The organism is Caulobacter sp. SLTY (genome assembly GCF_009905535.1).
Lineage (GTDB): Bacteria > Pseudomonadota > Alphaproteobacteria > Caulobacterales > Caulobacteraceae > Caulobacter.
Genome location: NZ_JAAALA010000011.1, coordinates 48,616 through 65,353, shown reverse-complemented (window position 1 = coordinate 65,353; position 16,738 = coordinate 48,616). Strand labels below are relative to the sequence as shown.

At 68.8% G+C, this 16,738-nt stretch carries 19 protein-coding genes; 6 read left to right on the top strand and 13 right to left on the bottom strand.

Features of this window, described 5'->3' with window-relative positions:
* Positions 1-71: 71 nt before the first annotated feature.
* Positions 72-1,307: an acyl-CoA dehydrogenase family protein gene (locus GVN21_RS08410; RefSeq protein ID WP_166574277.1), complete on the bottom strand. Its 1,236-nt coding sequence runs from the start codon at positions 1,305-1,307 to the stop codon at positions 72-74.
* 164 nt (positions 1,308-1,471) lie between these two features.
* On the opposite strand from GVN21_RS08410, the gene GVN21_RS08405 reads away from it, so the two are divergent.
* Complete coding sequence (locus tag GVN21_RS08405) at positions 1,472-1,840, top strand: hypothetical protein (RefSeq protein ID WP_166574276.1); 369 nt, start codon at positions 1,472-1,474, stop codon at positions 1,838-1,840.
* Here the strand turns inward: GVN21_RS08405 and GVN21_RS08400 are convergent.
* The 4 genes from GVN21_RS08400 to folK form a co-directional block, all read right to left on the bottom strand.
* The gene (locus GVN21_RS08400) at positions 1,837-2,355 is read right to left on the bottom strand and encodes an AAA family ATPase (RefSeq protein WP_166574275.1); all 519 of its coding nucleotides are present in this window, start codon (positions 2,353-2,355) and stop codon (positions 1,837-1,839) included. The two genes, GVN21_RS08405 and GVN21_RS08400, sit on opposite strands and share 4 nt — an antisense overlap.
* A gap of 50 nt (positions 2,356-2,405) precedes the next feature.
* Positions 2,406-4,562: a bifunctional (p)ppGpp synthetase/guanosine-3',5'-bis(diphosphate) 3'-pyrophosphohydrolase gene (locus GVN21_RS08395; RefSeq protein WP_166574274.1), complete on the bottom strand. Its 2,157-nt coding sequence runs from the start codon at positions 4,560-4,562 to the stop codon at positions 2,406-2,408.
* Positions 4,563-4,693: 131 nt separating this feature from the next.
* Positions 4,694-5,053 carry a DNA-directed RNA polymerase subunit omega gene (rpoZ, locus tag GVN21_RS08390; RefSeq protein WP_166574273.1) on the bottom strand — a complete coding sequence of 120 codons (360 nt, stop codon included), beginning with the start codon at positions 5,051-5,053 and terminating at the stop codon, positions 4,694-4,696.
* Between the two features lie 54 nt (positions 5,054-5,107).
* On the bottom strand, positions 5,108-5,608 hold the full coding sequence (gene folK / locus GVN21_RS08385) for a 2-amino-4-hydroxy-6-hydroxymethyldihydropteridine diphosphokinase (protein WP_166574272.1): 501 nt from the start codon (positions 5,606-5,608) through the stop codon (positions 5,108-5,110).
* Between the two features lie 42 nt (positions 5,609-5,650).
* Between folK and GVN21_RS08380 the strand changes: the two genes are divergently transcribed.
* Both GVN21_RS08380 and GVN21_RS08375 read left to right on the top strand, forming a co-directional pair.
* Positions 5,651-6,253 (top strand): NYN domain-containing protein, encoded by a 603-nt coding sequence (locus GVN21_RS08380; protein WP_166574271.1) that lies wholly within the window; start codon positions 5,651-5,653, stop codon positions 6,251-6,253.
* The gene (locus GVN21_RS08375; protein ID WP_166574270.1) at positions 6,253-6,909 is read left to right on the top strand and encodes a uracil-DNA glycosylase; all 657 of its coding nucleotides are present in this window, start codon (positions 6,253-6,255) and stop codon (positions 6,907-6,909) included. Before GVN21_RS08380 ends, GVN21_RS08375 begins: the two co-directional genes overlap by 1 nt.
* An 8-nt stretch (positions 6,910-6,917) precedes the next feature.
* Here GVN21_RS08375 and GVN21_RS08370 read toward each other — a convergent pair whose 3' ends face one another.
* From GVN21_RS08370 to dapA, 3 genes are all read right to left on the bottom strand, one after another.
* Positions 6,918-7,319, bottom strand: coding sequence for a hypothetical protein (locus GVN21_RS08370; protein WP_166574269.1), 402 nt, complete (start codon positions 7,317-7,319; stop codon positions 6,918-6,920).
* Between the two features lie 69 nt (positions 7,320-7,388).
* Positions 7,389-7,859: an SsrA-binding protein SmpB gene (smpB, locus tag GVN21_RS08365; RefSeq protein ID WP_166574268.1), complete on the bottom strand. Its 471-nt coding sequence runs from the start codon at positions 7,857-7,859 to the stop codon at positions 7,389-7,391.
* Positions 7,859-8,743 (bottom strand): 4-hydroxy-tetrahydrodipicolinate synthase, encoded by an 885-nt coding sequence (dapA, locus tag GVN21_RS08360; RefSeq protein ID WP_166574267.1) that lies wholly within the window; start codon positions 8,741-8,743, stop codon positions 7,859-7,861. The genes smpB and dapA overlap by 1 nt, the downstream gene beginning before the upstream one ends.
* A 146-nt stretch (positions 8,744-8,889) precedes the next feature.
* Between dapA and GVN21_RS08355 the strand changes: the two genes are divergently transcribed.
* Complete coding sequence (locus GVN21_RS08355) at positions 8,890-10,887, top strand: lytic transglycosylase domain-containing protein (protein ID WP_240902818.1); 1,998 nt, start codon at positions 8,890-8,892, stop codon at positions 10,885-10,887.
* 1 nt (position 10,888) lies between these two features.
* Here the strand turns inward: GVN21_RS08355 and GVN21_RS08350 are convergent, their stop codons facing one another.
* The 5 genes from GVN21_RS08350 to GVN21_RS08330 form a co-directional block, all read right to left on the bottom strand.
* Positions 10,889-11,650, bottom strand: a complete 762-nt coding sequence (locus GVN21_RS08350; RefSeq protein ID WP_166574266.1) for a glutaminyl-peptide cyclotransferase — start codon at positions 11,648-11,650, stop codon at positions 10,889-10,891.
* Positions 11,647-12,408 carry an ABC transporter ATP-binding protein gene (locus GVN21_RS08345; protein ID WP_166574265.1) on the bottom strand — a complete coding sequence of 254 codons (762 nt, stop codon included), beginning with the start codon at positions 12,406-12,408 and terminating at the stop codon, positions 11,647-11,649. Before GVN21_RS08345 ends, GVN21_RS08350 begins: the two co-directional genes overlap by 4 nt.
* Positions 12,405-13,388, bottom strand: coding sequence for an iron ABC transporter permease (locus GVN21_RS08340; RefSeq protein WP_166574264.1), 984 nt, complete (start codon positions 13,386-13,388; stop codon positions 12,405-12,407). The genes GVN21_RS08345 and GVN21_RS08340 overlap by 4 nt, the downstream gene beginning before the upstream one ends.
* Complete coding sequence (locus tag GVN21_RS08335) at positions 13,385-14,200, bottom strand: ABC transporter substrate-binding protein (RefSeq protein ID WP_346764232.1); 816 nt, start codon at positions 14,198-14,200, stop codon at positions 13,385-13,387. Before GVN21_RS08335 ends, GVN21_RS08340 begins: the two co-directional genes overlap by 4 nt.
* Positions 14,201-14,271: 71 nt before the next feature.
* Positions 14,272-14,907 carry a TetR/AcrR family transcriptional regulator gene (locus tag GVN21_RS08330; protein ID WP_166574263.1) on the bottom strand — a complete coding sequence of 212 codons (636 nt, stop codon included), beginning with the start codon at positions 14,905-14,907 and terminating at the stop codon, positions 14,272-14,274.
* Positions 14,908-15,032: 125 nt separating this feature from the next.
* On the opposite strand from GVN21_RS08330, the gene GVN21_RS08325 reads away from it, so the two are divergent.
* Complete coding sequence (locus GVN21_RS08325) at positions 15,033-15,929, top strand: class I SAM-dependent methyltransferase (protein WP_166574262.1); 897 nt, start codon at positions 15,033-15,035, stop codon at positions 15,927-15,929.
* Complete coding sequence (locus tag GVN21_RS08320) at positions 15,926-16,729, top strand: RNA methyltransferase (RefSeq protein ID WP_166574261.1); 804 nt, start codon at positions 15,926-15,928, stop codon at positions 16,727-16,729. Before GVN21_RS08325 ends, GVN21_RS08320 begins: the two co-directional genes overlap by 4 nt.
* Positions 16,730-16,738: the final 9 nt, after the last annotated feature.

Genomic DNA, 16,738 nt, shown 5'->3' with positions numbered 1-16,738 from the left:
GGCGGCGCCCCTGCCCTCCTGGGTCCCGGATCAGGCCTGCGGCCTGTCCGGGATGACGGAGGTTGGTGGGCCTACAGAATATCCCCACCCGCCGCGGCCGCCGTGGTGCCGTCGCGTTCAAACGCCTTGATGACGTTGCGGCCGACCGTCCAGCGGTGGACTTCGTCCGGGCCGTCGACGAGGCGTTGGCTACGGATGTGGGTGTACCAACGGGCCAGGGGGGTATCGAGGGAGTAGCCCAGGGCGCCGTGCAGCTGGATGGCGGTGTCTACGACCTTGTGGACCATGTGGGCCAGGAAGACCTTGGCGATGGAGTTCTCCTGCCGCATGTCCATGCCCTTCTCGGCCTTGTAGGCGATGTGGATGAGCATCAGGCGGGCCATGTAGAGCTCGCTGGCGCAGTCGGCGAGCATCCACTGGACGCCCTGGCGGTCCTTCAGCTTGCGGCCGAAGGTCTCGCGCTTGAGCACGTGCTCGGTGGCCATGTCGAGGGCCCGCTGGGCCATGGCGACGTTGTGCATGCCGTGGCGCAGGCGGCCGTAGGCCAGGCGATGCTGGCCCATGTTGAAGCCCTGGCCCTCGCCGCCCAGCAGGTTCTCGGCCGGGACGACCAGGTCCTTGATCTCGATCTCGCTGTGGCCGCCGCCCATGATGTGGCTGAGCGGGCCCTCGGCGGCCATGGTCGGGATGTCGCGGACGATGCGGTAGCCGGGGTTGGGCAGTTCGACGATGAAGGTCGAGAACTGCTGGTGGCGCGGAGCGTCCGGGTCGGTGCGGGCCATGACCACGGCCAGGTCGGCGGCGCTAGCGGCGCTGCTGAACCACTTCTCGCCATTGAGGATGTAGTTCTCGTTGCCGTCCTTGACCGCGGTGGTGCGCATGCCGGTGGCGTCTGCGCCGGCGGCCTTCTCGGTCATCGAGTAGCAGACGCGCATCTCGCCGTTCAGCAGCGGCTTGAGGTACTTTTCCTTCTGGTACTCGGTGCCGTGGGCCAGAAGAGTGAGGATGGTGGCGTCATCCGGGCCCTGGCTGTTCATGCTGAGCGCCCCCAGATGGCTCCTGCCGAGTTCCATCTGGACCAGGGCGTTGGCCAGGGGGCCCAGGCCCATGCCACCGTGTTCCCGAGGCACGAACGGCATCCACAGGTCCTGCTCCCGCGCCTTCTTGCGCAGGTCGGCGAGAACGGACTTGTAGCTATCCTTGTCGTGGATCAGCTTTTCGGCCGGGATACACTCGTCATTGACCCACTGGCGGACCTTTTCGCGGACCGCCTTGGCTTCGGGGGGAATCTCGAAATCGATGGCCATGATCGCGTTTCCTCGGACGATTGATTGTTCTTGAGTCAAACAGTCGTTCGAAAGCGGGGTATGGCGCAAGCAGCAATTGGGGCGCCGCTACGTCAGAGACCCCCAGTTTGTGGGTGGCCGACCTCTGAATTGGGCGCGATGATGCAAGAAATCGGAGCTCTCGCATGACCTTGCGCACCTTTGCCCTCGCCGCCCTCGCCTGCTGCCTTGCCGGCGCCGCTTCCGCCCAGAACGGGCCGATGTCGGTTGGCCTGCCGACCGATCCCAAGGACATTTCGATGCATTGCGCGGCGGCGGTGGCCACCGAGCTGTTCCTGGCCGAGGAGGAAGGCAAGGCGACCAGCTTCGACAAGGAAAAGCTGGACGAAGGGATGGCGCGCTGGATGGACGACGCCGCCTCCAAGCACGGCACCGACGTGGACGGGTTGATCGACAACAAGGTGTTCCTGGCGCTGGCCGAGAACAAGGCGGGCAACGACACGATCAGGATGCACCAAGTCCGCTGGTGCCTGGAACGGACGCCCAAGGGCTAGGCGAGGTGGGCGCGGACGGCTTCGACCCGTGACTCCGGTGGCCCTGGCTTGATCCCGGTCAGGGTGAAGCCCAGGGCCTCGTAGGTCTCGCGGTGGAGGTCGCCGAAGCGGAGGGCGCCGTCCAGGTCGATGCGGCGGGCGTCGGTATTGACGATGAAATCAAGGCTTTCGACGAAAAAGGCCTCGCGGACGTAGGCGTCGCGGGCGGCCTCGGCGGCGGCGATCAGGGCCGGCGACGGAGTGTGGCCAAGGAAGCGGGCCAGCGCGAGGGTGCAGACCGGCGAGCGGTCGAAGATGGTGGTCCCCTCCCCTGCCCGCGCCTGGCGGGCCAGTTGAAGGACGAGGATGTCCTCGGCGAAGGCGGGGTTGGCCCAAGGCTCGACCACGCCTTGGGCTTGGCGCCAGGCGATGAGGTCGGTGGCGGCTTCCTCGATGACCGGGAGGCCGGCCTGTTCGAGGCCTCGGAGGATGAGGGTCTTGCCGGCGCCCGGGGCGCCGGTGAGGATGTAGTGCATAAGTTGGCTCCAATGCTTCTCCCGCTTGCGGGAAGAGGGAGCCGGAGGCGCTAGCCCAGCGGCCGTTCGGCGTTCTCGACGCTCGGGCAGGCGCGGAGGGCCGCCACCAGGTTGGTGATGTGCTTGCTGTCGTGAACGTCGAGGTCGACGTCCACGTCGAAGAGGTCTTCCTGGCGGTGGGTCATCTTCAGGCCGACGATGTTGCCGCCGGCTTCGCCGATGATGGTGCAGACCTCGCCCAGCACGCCCGGGGTGTTGAGGATTGTCACGCGTAGCCGGGCGCGGGAGAGGGTGTTGCGCTCGGCCTCGGGGGTCCAGGTCAGGTCCAGCCAGCGATCGCCCTGGTCCTCGTACTGGGCCAGGTTAGGGCAGTCGATGGTGTGGATGGTGACACCCTCGGCCCAGGCGATGCCGACGATACGGTCGCCCGGCACGGGCGTGCAGCACGGAGCGAAGCGCAGCTCGGCGCCCTGGGCGAAGGCGCCGCGGACGAACAGGCGCGCGCCGGATCCATCCTCGATGCGGCGGCGCGCGGTGATCGCTGCTTTTTCGCTGTCTTTCAGGCCCGGGAAGACGATGTCGATCACCTGCATCGGGGTGGCGCGGCCCCGGCCGATGGCGTCGTAGAGGTCGTCGTCGGTCTTGTAGGCGAGCTGCTCGAGCGCCGGGCGCAGCGAGACGCCGGTCCGGCTCTTGCCCACCCGTTCGAAGGCCGAGAACAGTGCGGCCTTGCCCAGGCGCAGCGACTCTTCCTTCTCCGTCTGGCGGATGTGGCGGCGGATGGCGCTGCGGGCCTTGCCGGTAACGGTCAGGCTGCTCCAGTCGGGCGGCACCGCCGGCTTGGCCCCCTTGATGATCTCGACCACATCCCCGTTGACCAGCGGGGTGCGCAGGGGCTTCAGCTCACCATTGATCTTGGCCCCGATGGTGCTGTCGCCGATGTCGGTGTGGACGGCGTAGGCAAAATCCAGCGGCATGGCCCCGCGCGGCAGGGTGACCAGCTTGCCCTTCGGCGTGAAGGCGAAGGTCTGATCGAGGAACAGTTCCAGCTTGGCGTGCTCGACCAGATCCTCGGCGTCCCCGCCGTGTTCGAGCACGGCGACCAGCTGGCGCAGGTTATGGAGCGGGTCGCGGCCGCCCTCGGCCTGCATGTGCTCGGCGTCGAAGCCGTAAGACTGGTTCTTGTAGCGCCAGTGGGCGGCGACCCCGTCCTCGGCCACCCGGTCCATGGCCTCGGTGCGGATTTGCATTTCTATCCGCATGCCCTTGGGGCCGATCACCGTGGTGTGGATCGAGCGGTAGTTGTTGCGTTTCGGGGTGGAGATGAAGTCCTTGAACCGCTCCGGCATGCAGGGCCAGGCGCGGTGGATGAGGCCCAGCGCCCGATAGCAGTCGGCCTCGGAATCGACGATCACCCGGAAGGCGTAAATGTCCGACAGGGCCGAGAAGCCGATCGATTTGCGCTGCAGCTTGCGCCAGATCGAAAAGGGATGCTTTTCGCGGCCGAACACGCGGCTGGGAATGCCGTTGGCCTGCAAAATGCGCGCGATCTCGCCGCTGACGGTGCTGACCGCCTTGCCCTGTTCGCCGCGCAGGGTTTCCAGGCGGCGGATGATGGCGGTGCGGGCCATCGGGTTGAGCTGCTCGAACGCCAGCTCCTCCAGCTCCGAACAGATGCGGTGGCAACCGATGTTGCGGGCCAGGGGGGCGTAGATGTCGAGGGTCTCGCGGGCGATCCGCTCGCGCTTGGCCGGGGTCTTGATGAAGTGCAGCGTCCGCATGTTGTGCAGGCGGTCGGCGAGCTTCACCAGCAGGACGCGGACGTCCTTGGAAATGGCCAGGATGAACTTGCGCAGGTTCTCGGCCTGGCGGGTGTGTTCGGCGGTCAGCTCCAGCTTGGAGAGCTTGGTGACCCCCTCGACCAGCTCGGCCACCTCGGCCCCGAACAGGGTCTCGATGTCGGCGCGGGTGGCCTGGGTGTCCTCGATGACGTCGTGCAGCAGGGCGGTGACGATGGAGGCGGTGTCGAGCCGGTATTCGGTGAGGATGCCGGCCACCTCGACCGGATGGGCGAAATAGGGATCGCCGGACGCCCGCGTCTGGCTGCCGTGCATGCGGACGGCGTAGACGTAAGCCTTGTTGAGCAGCGCCTCGTCGGCGTCGGGCTCATAGGCGCGGACGCGCTCGATGAGCTCGTACTGGCGCATGTATTTGGGCCGGGCCGCCGCCTTCTGGGCGGCGGTCGGCTCGGGCTTGGGCGCCTCGGGTGGGGGCGAGTTCGGTGGAAGGGCGGCCTCGTCGACCGCCGCTAGAGTGAGAGGTTCTGCGCCGTCGGGGCTCAGTACCGCTCCTCCTGACCGCCGTCGCGGTCGCTCTGCAGGGCGCGGATCAGTTCCGCTTCGCTCATCTGCATATGGGTCGGATCAGACAGCAGGGCGACGGTTTCCGCTTCTTCCTCGGCCTCGGTGCGCTCATCGACCCGTTGCAGGGTGCCGATCAGGTTGTCGCGCAGGCCTTCCGAATCGACCACATCGTCGGCGATCTCGCGGAGCGCCACGACCGGGTTCTTGTCGTTGTCCCGATCGACCAGCAGAGCCGCGCCGGCCGAGATGCCCCGGGCGCGATGGGCGGCCAGCAGGACCAGGCCAAAGCGGTTGGGAACCTTCTCGATGCAGTCTTCGACGGTGACGCGAGCCATGGATATCTCTGTAAAGCGGGGGCGGTTGAACCGGGCTACATAGTGTTTTGCGCGCTATTGTGCAACGCCGCAAGGCACAGGCGCGGCATCGCGGCCGACCTGAGCGGTGTTTGCGAGGTCGCCGGCGCGGCGGTTCACGGTCGGGTGGCGCCAGTCGGGCGCGACCTGCGCCAACGGTCCCATGACGAAGCGGCGCTCGTGGGCGCGGGGATGGGGCACGGTGACACCCCCCTCCTCCACCACCGCGCGACCGTGGGCGATCAGGTCGAGGTCGAGCGTGCGGGGGGCGTTCGGCTCGGCCCGGCGGCGGCCGAACGCGGCTTCGATCCGGTGTAGTTGCAGCAGGGTCTGGCGCACGGATAGGGCCGTCTCGACAAGAACGACGCCGTTCGTATAGGCAGGCTGCGCCGGGTCGGGCCAGGCGGCGGAGCGCCACCAGGATGATCGGGCGAGCACGGTCAGGCCGTGGGCGGGAAAGGCTTCGAGCGCCGCCTCGAGCAGGGTCGGAACGTCGGGATAGTCGCCGGGAAGATTGCTCCCGAGGGCGACGATCACGGCGTCATCGAACTGAGTATTTTTATCCAAGGATTTGAATCCGTGACCTTTTACCCGACCGAGAAACTGGCGCTGTTCATCGACGGGGCCAACTTCTATTCCCAGGCCAAGGCCCTGGGCTTCGACATCGACTACCGCAAGCTGCTGGACGAGTTCCGCCGGCGCGGGGTGTTGATCCGCGCCTACTACTATACCGCCATCGTCGAGGGCGATGACTACAGTCCGATCAAGCCGCTGGTCGACTGGCTCGACTACAACGGCTTCACCCTGGTGACCAAGACGGCGCGCAAATTCGTCGACAGCCAGGGCCGCGACCGCTGGCGCGGCGACATGGATGTCGAGATCGCCGTCGGGATGATGGAGATGGCCGAAAAGGCCGACCATCTGGTCCTGTTCAGCGGTGACGGGGACTTCCGCGCCGTGGTCGAGTCGGTGCAGCGCAAGGGCGTGCGGGTGAGCGTCGTCTCCACGGTGAAGAGCCAGCCGCCGATGATCAGCGACGACCTGCGGCGGCAAGCGGACCATTTCATCGACCTCGCCGACCTGGGCGACATCATCGGCCGCCCACAGCGCCAATCGGCGCCGCGCGGCGGCGGCTACGACAACCGCACCCGCGCGGAGATCGAGGCTGAGGACGAGCTGTAGTGAGCGACCAAGTCGTCGACCTCACCTCCTCCGAGCCGCCGCGCGACTGTCCGCTCTGTCCACGGCTGGTGGCCTATCGGCGGGTGAATCAGGCGGAGAATCCGGACTGGTACAATGGGCCGGCGCCGTCGTTCGGGGACTGGAACGCGCGGCTGCTGGTGGCGGGGCTGGCGCCGGGGCGGACGGGGGCGAACCGGACGGGGAGGCCGTTCACCGGCGATCACGCGGGCTGGCTGCTCTATGAGACGCTGGGAAAGACGGGGTTCGCGACAGGCAAGTTCGAGGCGCGGACGGACGACTCCCTCGATCTCGTCGACTGCATGATCACCAACGCAGTCCGCTGCGCCCCGCCGCTGAACAAGCCGGAGACGTCGGAGGAGAAGGCCTGCAGGCCGTTCCTCGTGAACACCCTGGCCGCCCTGCCGAACCTGAAGGTGATCGTGACGCTTGGCGATGTCTCGCGGCGCAGCCTGCTGCGGGCGTTGAACCTGAAGGGCAGCGTCGGTCAGCCGGGCCACGGATCGGAGTTCCAGGCCGGACCCTATCGGGTGATCAACAGCTACCACTGCTCGCGGCTGAACACGAACACCGGCCGGCTGACCCCGGCGATGTTCGAGGACATCTTCCGCCGGGCGCGGGAACTGATCGAAGCCTAGAACGCGCTTTAGTCGATCGGCTCGCCGGCCTCGAGCACACGCTTGCATTGGTCGGGGTTCAGCATCAGCAGAACGGGGTTGGCATCGGAAGTGTCGCTCTCGCCGACCACCGCGACGCACCAGTAGCGGCCGCTGCCGAACTGGGTGAGGTCGGCGTTGTCGAACCGGCCGGTCTCGGACAGCTGCTGGCCGTTCGACAGGCGGACGGTCACCTTATGGGTTCCGGGCGCGGCGTCGTAGAGAAACCACTGGCCACCCGGCAGGCTTCGGGCAGGCGACGATCCGATGCTGAACTGGACCGGATTGATCAGCACATTAGCGAAATGCACCTTACCGGCGGGTTGGGCCTGGGCGGCGCCGGCGGTGGCCAGCAGGACGGCCGCGACGGCCAGGGTCTTGAACGCTTTCATGGAAACTCCCCTCGGTTGCCGGGAAGGTTGGCAGGCCAGCGTGGCTTTCGCCAGCCCCCAAGAGGGGGGCTAGCCGTGATCCTTCATCAGCCGCGCCTTGTCCCGCTGCCAGTCGCGTTCGGCGGCGGTTTCGCGCTTATCGTGCAGCTTCTTTCCCTTGGCCAGGCTGATCTCGAGCTTCGCCAGACCCTTGTCGCTCCAGTAGAGCTTGGTCGGAATGATGGTCCGCCCCTCGCGCTGCACCGCGCCGATCAGTCGGCTGATCTGCTTACGCTTGAGGAGGAGCTTCCGGGGGCGGCGGGGCTCGTGGTTGAAGCGGTTGCCGCCGGCGTAGGGGGGAATGTCGGCGTTGATCAGGACGATCTCGTCGCCCTCGATGGCGGCGTAGGACTCGGCGATGTTGGCCCGGCCGTTGCGCAGGCTCTTTACCTCGGTACCGGTCAGGATCAGCCCGGCCTCGATGGCGTCATCCAGGAAGTAGTCGAACCGCGCGCGACGGTTCTCGGCGATCAGCCCGCCCTGCTTGTTGGTGGGGGCCATCAGAGCACGCCGGCCGCCCGCATCGCGTCGAGCACCTGGCCGCGCGCGGCTTCCGAGCAGGGGGCGATGGGCAGGCGGCTGTCCTCGGAGCAGAGGCCGAGGGTGGCCAGCGCGAACTTGGTGGGGCTGGGCGAGGCGTCGGCGAACAGGGCCTTGTGCAGCAGGATCAGCCGATCCTGCCAGTAGCGGGCGGTTTCCCAGTCGTTGTTGAGGCAGGCGTTGTACATCGCCGCGCAGGCCTCCGGCGCCACGTTGGCGGTCACCGAGATACAGCCATGCCCGCCCTGGGCCATGTAGCCGACGCCGTTGGGGTCATCGCCTGTCAGCATGATCCATTCGTCGCCGCAGCCGATGCGCTGCAGCGCCTGGCGACCGAGGTCGCCCGAGGCGTCCTTGATGCCGACGATGTTGGGCAGCTTGCTCAGCCGCTCGACCACCTCGTTCGACATGTCCGAGCCGGTGCGGCTGGGCACATTGTAGGTGATGATCGGCAGCTGAACGGCGTCGTTGATCGCCTTGAAGTGCTGGTAGATGCCTTCCTGGCTGGGCCGGTTGTAGTAGGGCGAGACGACCAGGGCCGCGTCGGCGCCCACCGCCTTGGCGTGGCGGGCCAGGTCGATGGCCTCGGCGGTCGAGTTGGAGCCGGCGCCGGCGATCACCGGCACCCGGCCGCGCGCGGTCTGGACGCAAAGCTCGACCACGCGGCGGTGCTCTTCATGGCTGACCGTGGCGCTCTCGCCGGTGGTGCCGACCGGCACCAGGCCGTGCACGCCGCCGGCGATCTGGCGCTCGACCAGGGCGACGAAGGCGGCTTCGTCGACCGCGCCATCGCGGAAGGGGGTGACGAGGGCGGGGAAGACGCCCTTGAACGGGGATTGGAACATGGCTTGCAAATGGCCGTGAATTCGCCGCGTCTGCTTGCGGCCATGGATTGGGGGCGGACAATATGTCCGGGGCCTATTGCTTCGCAATGGGCGCGGGCGGTGAATGTTCCGGAGGATTTCGGGTGAGGATCAGCGCAGGTCAAGGGTTGGCGGTCGCCGGATGCGCGGTTCTGGCGCTGCTGGCGGCCGGATCCGCCTTTACCCAGGCGCCGGCGCAGCTGAACACCCCTGCCCTGCCCTATGCCGACGTGGCCGGCGAGGGGGACGCCGAGTATCTGCGCCTGGCCCTGACAGCCGCCAAGGCGGGTGATGGGGAACGGGTGAGGACCGCCGTCAGCGCCATCCAGGACCCGCTGGCGCGCAAGATCGCCGTCTGGGCGATGGCCGACGGGGCCGCGGACTCGATGTCCTTCGGCGAGCTGGACGCGGCGCGGCGGGACCTGGCCGGCTGGCCCAAGGCCCAGGCGCGGCAGGCGGCGGCGGAAAAGCAGTTGGAAGCGGCGGGGCTGGATCCCGCTCGGGTTGTCGCCTGGTTCGGCGGTGCCGAGCCCGTGACGGTCGAGGGGGCGATGGCCCTGGCCGGGGCCTGGCGGGCGCAGGGTCGAACCGGGGAAGCCAACGCCCTGATCCGCCGCTGGTGGACGACCCGGCTGTTCGAAGCCGAGCCACAGGCGGCGTTGCGGGCCAGATTCGGCGATGTGCTGACCCCGGCGGACCTGCAGATGCGGGCGGACCTGCTGCTCTACGGCTCGCAGGGGCCGGCGGCGCGGGAGATGGTCGACAACCTGACCGGACCGGACCGGGCCTTGGCCGAGGCGCGAATGGCGCTGCGGGCGGGGCGCAGCGACGCGAATGGGCAGGTCTCCGCCCTGACGGCGGACCAGCGGAAGGATCCGGGGCTGGTCTGGGAACAGGCGCTGTATTTCTACAAGCGGGGTCAGGCGAGCCTCGCCTTCTCGCTGTCGGCGGGGATCAAGGCGCCGCCGAGCCCGGACGTTGCGGCGCTGAGCTGGCCCGACAAGCGGCGGATGATCACCACGGCGCTGGGAAATGGCGACGCGCGGGCGGCCTACAACATCGCCCGCGACTGCGGGATGAGCGTCGGCGCCGACGCGGCGGAGGCGGAGTTCTACGCCGGCTGGCTTGCCCTCACCCGGCTTAACGATGCAGCGGCGGCCGAGACCCATTTCGCCAAGCTGGCCGGGGCGGGATCCTCGCCGATCACCCAGGGCCGGGCGCTGTATTGGCAGGGCCGGGCGGCCGAAGCGCTGGGCAAGGCGGCGGAGGCGCAAGCCTTCTATCGCCAGGGCGCTCGGCACATCACCGTCTTCTACGGCCAGCTGGCGGCCGAGAAGGCCGGGTTGCGGGAGATCACCCTGGGGAAGGACCCAGTGGTGACCAGCGCCGACCGGGCGCGGTTCGATGGGCGGGAGGCTGTGCGGGCCGCGCGACTATTGAGAGGGTTCGGGCTGAACGAGGCGTTCCGCGCCTTCGTGCTGCAAATCGACGACATCCTGCCGACGGCGGCCGAGGCGGCGTTACTGGTGGATCTGGCGCGGTCGGCCGGCGACCAGGACCTGGGGATGCGGGCGGTGCGGACAGCGGCCCAGCGCGGCTTCATCCTGCCCGAGCGCGGCTATCCGGTGATCGCCACGCCCCAGGTTCCGGGCGGGGCGGAAGCGGCCTTCGTCCTCAGCATCTCCCGCCAGGAGAGCAACTTCGACCCCCAGGCGCGATCCGGCGCCGACGCGCGCGGGATGATGCAGCTGCTCCCCGGCACGGGGCGGGATACGGCGCGGAACCTGGGCGAGGAATTCACCGTCGATCGCCTCTATGAGCCGGAATTCAACATGCGGCTGGGCAGCCGCTACCTCGGCGACATGACGGCAACCTTTGGCGGCAGCTACGCCATGGCCGCGGCCGGCTACAACGCCGGCCCAGGCCGCCCGCCGCAGTGGATCGCCCTTTGCGGCGACCCACGCGGGGGCGGCGATCCGCTGAATTTCATCGAATGCATCCCGTTCAGCGAGACGCGGAACTATGTGATGCGGACATTGGAGACGACGCAGGTCTACCGCGCACGGCTGAACGGCGGAGTCGCGCCACTGCAGCTGTCGGCGGATCTGCTGCGGGGCGGGCGGTAGTTTACGGCCCCCGCTTCGTCAGCGTGATCTCGTACAGTTTCGGCCACAGCTTCCCGGTCACGAACAGTCGCTTTGTTGCCGGGTCGTAGGCGATGCCGTTCAGCCATTCCGCCTGCGGCGTGCGATCATCGCCCAGCAGGTTCGAGAGGTCGATCCAGCCGACCACCTCGCCGGTCGTCGGGCTGATGCGGGCGATGAAGTCGGTCTGCCAGACGTTGGCCCAGATCTCGCCCTCGACCCATTCGAGTTCATTGAGGTTGACGAGGTCACGGCCTCCGGCGTTGACGCGGAGGCGGCCGGTTTCCTTCAACGTCTCCGGATCAAGGAACCGCAGTTCGGTCGTCCCATCGCTCATGATCAGACGCTTGCCGTCGTGGGTCAGGCCCCAGCCCTCGCCCGGATAGGTGAAGGTTCCGAGCGGCTTGAGGGTCTTCAAGTCGTAGATGAAGCCGAGCTGGGATTGCCAGGTCAGTTGGAGCAGCCGGCCATTCCAGGCGACGGAACCCTCGCCGAAATGGCGGGCGTCGATGCCATGCTGCTGGACGACCTTGCCGGTTTCGAGGGTGACCCGGCGGACCTGGGATCGGCCGTGCTGGCCCGTGCTTTCGTAGAGGGCGCCGGCCTCGAAGAAGAGCCCCTGGGTATAGGCGCCGGGATCGTGCGGGTAGCTGCTGACGATCTGGTAGTCCCAGACCGGCGGTTCGGCCCAGGCGGCGGCCGGCGCGGCGAAGACCAGCAGGAACAGGAGGACGAGGCGCTTCATGGGTCGGCCCGGCGGGTGACGAGGACCGGGCCATCTTCGGTGTCGAAGAAACGGCCGTCGAGGCCGAAGACAGCGCGCAGGCGGTCTGGCGACAGGGACTCGGAAGCGGGGCCATTGGCGGCGACCGCCCCGTCCGACAGGATCACCAGCCGGTCGCAGGCCCGGGCGGCCAGCGACAGGTCGTGCAGGGTGACCACTACGGCGGCGCCACGCTCGGCCTCCTGGCGCAGCAGGGCCAGGCTGAGGAACTGAGCCTCGGGATCGAGGCCGGCGGCCGGCTCGTCTGCGACCAGCAGCGGGGCGCGGGTGGCCAGCAGGCGGGCCAGCAGAACCCGGGCGCGTTCACCGCCCGAAAGGTCGAGCACGCCCCGGCCGGCGGCGGCCGCCATGCCGACGCGATCCAGAGATTGCAGCGCGATGGCGCGAGCCTCGCCGGCCGGCAGATCGGGGGCGCCGAGTTCGGCGATGCGCTCGGCGGGCAGGTTCCAGCCGATCCGCCGCTCCTGGGGCAGATAGCCGACCAGGCGGGCGCGCTCGGCGTGCCTCAGGTCGCCAAGCGGGCGGCCCGCCAGTCGCGCTTCGCCGCGCTGCAGCGGCAGCAGGCCGAGGCCGGCGCGCAGCAGGGTGGTCTTGCCGGCGCCGTTGGGACCGAGAACCCCGACCATTTCACCCGGGTGAAATTCCAGGCTGACGCCGCGCAGCACGGCCCGCTTGCCGGGACCGGCGCGGACGCCTTCGAAGGACCAGGCGGGGCTCATGCGCGCCAGCTCCGCGCCGCGCGCCATGCGATCAGGGCGAACATCGGCGCGCCGATCAGGGAGGTGACCACGCCCAGCTTCAACTCCTGCTCGCTGGGCAGGACGCGGGCGATCAGGTCGGCGGCGGTCAACAGGATGGCGCCGGCGAGCGCGGAAGGAACGAGGATTCGGCCGGGCTCGTCGCCCACCAGGGGGCGCACCAGGTGGGGCGCGGCCAGGCCGACGAAGCCGACCACCCCCGCGGCGGCCACCCCTGCCCCGGTCAGCAGGGCGGCTCCGGCCACGGCGGCCGTGCGCAGGAGCGCCATCGGCAAGCCGGACAGGGCGGCGGTCTCCTCGCCGAGGGTCAGCATGGTCAGCCCCTTTGCCGACCAAAGGCAAAGCGCGGCGCCCAGCGCCATCGGGATCGCGGCGCGGACGAGGTCGGAGAGGTCGCGGTTGGCGACCGAGCCGAGCAGCCAGTTCATGACTTCCGCCGTGGCCACCGGCGAGGGCGAGAAGTTGAAGATCAACGCCGTTAGAGCGCCGCCCAACGCCGACAGCGAGACGCCGAGCAGGATCAACGCCTCCGGCTCGCGAAACCGCGCAGCCAGACCCGAGACCAACAATCCGGCGACCAGGGCGCCGACCAGGGCGCCGGCCTCCACCGCCCCCGTCAGGGCCGAAAGGCCGAAGGCGATGGTCAGCGCCGCGCCGAGCCCCGCGAAGGCCGAGACCCCGAGCACGCCGGGATCGGCCAGGGGATTGCGCAGCAGGCCCTGCAGCGCTGCGCCGGCCAGGCCCAGGCCGCCGCCGACCAGGGCCGCCATCAGGGCGCGAGGCAGGCGGATGGTCCAGATCACCTCGCCGGCCGGGGAGGCTGGATCGCTCAGGGCCTGGATGTACTGGGCCGGGGTCAGGGCGATCTCGCCCAGCAACAGGCTGGCGGCCAGCACGACCGCCAGCGCGGCAAGCAGCAGAGTCAGGGCGGAAAGCCTCATCGCCCAGGCGCCGCCTTGGCCAGAGCCTCGACCCCCTCGGCGGCAAACCAGGCAGGGCAGCTGAGCACGGAGGCGGGCATGGCCGCCAGGGTCCGCTCCGGCAGGCGCTTCTGGACGGCGCGATGGCGGCCCATGCCCCAGCGCTCGAAGGCGGCAGACAGCTTGTCGAAGAATCCCAGGACGAAGCCGCGCTCAGGTCCCATGACCACCGTCTCCAGGGAAACCGGCGTAAAGCCCGGCCGAGCGGCGTTGCGCAGACCGGCGGCCGCCAGGATGCGATCGATGAAGGTCCCCGGCCCGGCGGTATAGCCGCTGGGCGTCAGGTAAAGCGCCTCCCGCCCCTTCCAGGCGCCGGCGCTGGCGGCCAGGCGGGCGTCCATCCGGGCGATCAGAGCCTGGCCGCGTTCGGGCTCGCCGAGCGCGCCCGCGACCCGCACGATGTTGGCGCGCACACCGTCGAAATCGATGGCGTCCTCGATGCGAACGCTGGCGACACCGCGCTTGGCCAGGACCTCGTCGAGCCTCGCATCGCCGCCCCAGTAGCGGACAACCAGGGTCGGGCGGGCGGCCAACACGCCCTCGGCGGTCACCCGGCGCTGGGGCAGACCCTTGGCCAGGTCACGCAGGTGGGAGTCGGCGTCGTCCGCCCGGTGGGACAGTCCGACGATGGCTTTGCGGGGGGCCAGGGCCAGGACGTACTGATCGGCGCATTGGTCGAGGGACACGACGCGGGCGGCCAGGGCCTCGCCGCCGGCCAGCGCGGCGACCACCGCCGTCCCGGCCAACAGGAATCGACGTCCCGCAGATCGCACTCTGTCACCCCTTAGGTCCCGGATCGGCCTTCAGGCCGTCCGGGATGACGGAAGGGGGTTGGAGGGTCAAGTCAATCGGAGACAAGCCCGTGCAGCATGCCGTCGAGCAACGTCTGGCGCAGCTCTGCGTCCGGCGCCCATTTGAAGGTCGGCTTGGTGATGATCAGCGACACCAGCCCATGGCAGGATGTCCACAGCACCTGGGCCGCGCTCTCCACCGAGCCCGTGCGCAACCGGCCGCTAGCGGCGATCTCGCCGACCACGTCGATGAATTTCTGGAAGCAGCGGTCGCCCAGGTCCTGGGTCGCCTCGGTCTTCTCCACGCTCATCAGCCCGGTGTGGGCGCAGAACACCAGCTGGTAGGCGTTGGGGTTCTCCAGGGCGAACGCCATGTAGGCGTCCAGCATCAGCCGCACCCGCGTCACCGCATCGATCGGCCGGACGGATAGCTCGCTGTTGATCTCCAGGAGCCGGTTGATGGCCCCGTCGCTGATCTCCAGCAGGATCTCGTCCTTGTCCTTGAAATGCATATAGAGCGCCGTCGAGGAGACCCCCACCTCGTCAGCGATCTTGCGGATCGTCGCGCCCTGATAGCCCTCCGCCACGAAGATCCGCTGGGCCGCCTCGAGGATTTCGCCCCGACGCATATGCCCGTCGCCCTTCGGCTTCCTGGCGGAGCGCGGCGGCTTCTTGAGAACCGTCGTCACGTCCTGTGTTTCCCCTCATCGTCCCCGAACTGAACACTAAACGGGAATCACTTGAGCGGCGCAACAGTTCCAAGTGCGGCCAAGCGCGCTGGACGCGGCGGCGCCTCACCGGTAAGCCGCGCCGTATGACCGAGCCCCGCGTCGCGGACGCCCCCATCCTGCTCAGCACCAAGGCCTGGGCCGACTATGCGCTGATCGACAGCGGCAACGGCCGCAAGCTGGAGCGCTATGGCCAGTTCCGCGTGGTGCGGCCGGAGCCGCAGTGCCTGTGGACCCCGAAGCTGTCCGATGCCGAGTGGGGGAAAGCCGACGCCGTCTTCGACCCGACCGACGAGGACGAGGCCGGCCGCTGGCGGTTCTCTCGGCCGATGCCGGAGATGTTTCCGCTGAGCTGGGGGCAGGCCAAGTTCAACAGCCGGTTCACCAACTTCCGCCACCTGGCCTTCTTCCCGGAGCAGGCGGCCAATTGGGCCTGGCTTGACCAGCGGATCCGGAGCGCCGGGCGGCCGCTGAATATCCTCAACCTATTCGGCTACACGGGCGTCGCCAGCCTGGTCTGCGCGGCGGCGGGCGCCAGCGTCACCCACGTCGACGCCTCAAAGAAGTCGGTGAACTGGGCGCGGGAGAACGCGATCATCAGCAAGCTCGACTTCGCCCCGGTCCGCTGGCTGGTCGAGGACGCCAAGAAGTATGTCCAGCGGGAGGTCCGGCGGGGCAACACCTACGACGGCATCATCCTCGATCCGCCGAAGTTCGGGCGCGGGCCGACCGGCGAGACCTGGCGTCTGTTCGAAGACCTGCCGGAGCTCTCGCAGCTCTGCACCCAGCTGCTGGCGCCGGACGCCTCCTTCCTGATCCTCAACGCCTACGCCGCGCGAATTTCCGGCGCGGCTCTGTCCGGCCTGCTGGCCGACCAGCTTCAGGGGCGCGGCGGGACGATCGACTGGGGCGAGCTGGCCCTGGAGCAGGAGGATGGCGAGCGGCGGATCGGCCTCTCCTTCTTCGCGAGATGGACTGCATGATTGCTCGCCAGGTCACCTCGCTGGCCAACGAGACGGTCAAGCACGCCCGCGCCCTGCACATGCGCAAGACCCGCGAGGAGAGCGGGCAGTTCCTGGCCGAGGGGCTGAAGATCATCACCGAGGCGGTGGACCAGGGCTTCGCGCCCGAGACCCTGCTGTTCGGCAAGGCGGCGGCCAGCCATCCGCTGCTGATCCGCGCCGCTGAAGCGACCACGGCCGCCGGCGGCGAGGTCATCGAGGTTACCCCGGAAATCCTCGAGAAGATCGCCCGCCGCGACAACGCCCAGCCGGCCCTGGCCATCTTCCGCCAGCGGTTTGTGCCGCTGTCCAGCCTGGAGCCGACCTCCAACGTCTGCTGGGTGGCGATGGACCGGGTGCGCGACCCCGGCAACCTGGGCACCGTGGTGCGGACAGTGGACGCGGCTGGCGGCGGCGGGGTCATCCTGGTCGGCGACTGCTGCGATCCCTATTCGGTCGAAGGCGTGCGGGCGACCATGGGCTCGATCTTCGCCGTACCGCTGGCCAGGGCGAGCGTGGAGGAGTTCGTCGCCTGGCGGGCCGCGTGGCCGGGGTCGGTGGTCGGCACCCTGCTGACGGCGGAGCATGACTACCGGGCGGCGGACTATCGGTCGCCGACCCTGATCCTGATGGGCAACGAGGCGCAAGGGCTGCCGCCGGAGCTGGCGGGGGTCTGCGACGTCAACGTCAAGATCCCGATGCGCGGCCGAGCCGACAGCCTGAACCTGTCGGTGGCGACGGGCATCATGATCTATGCGGTGACGGATCGGTTGCTGGGGTAGCCGGGACAG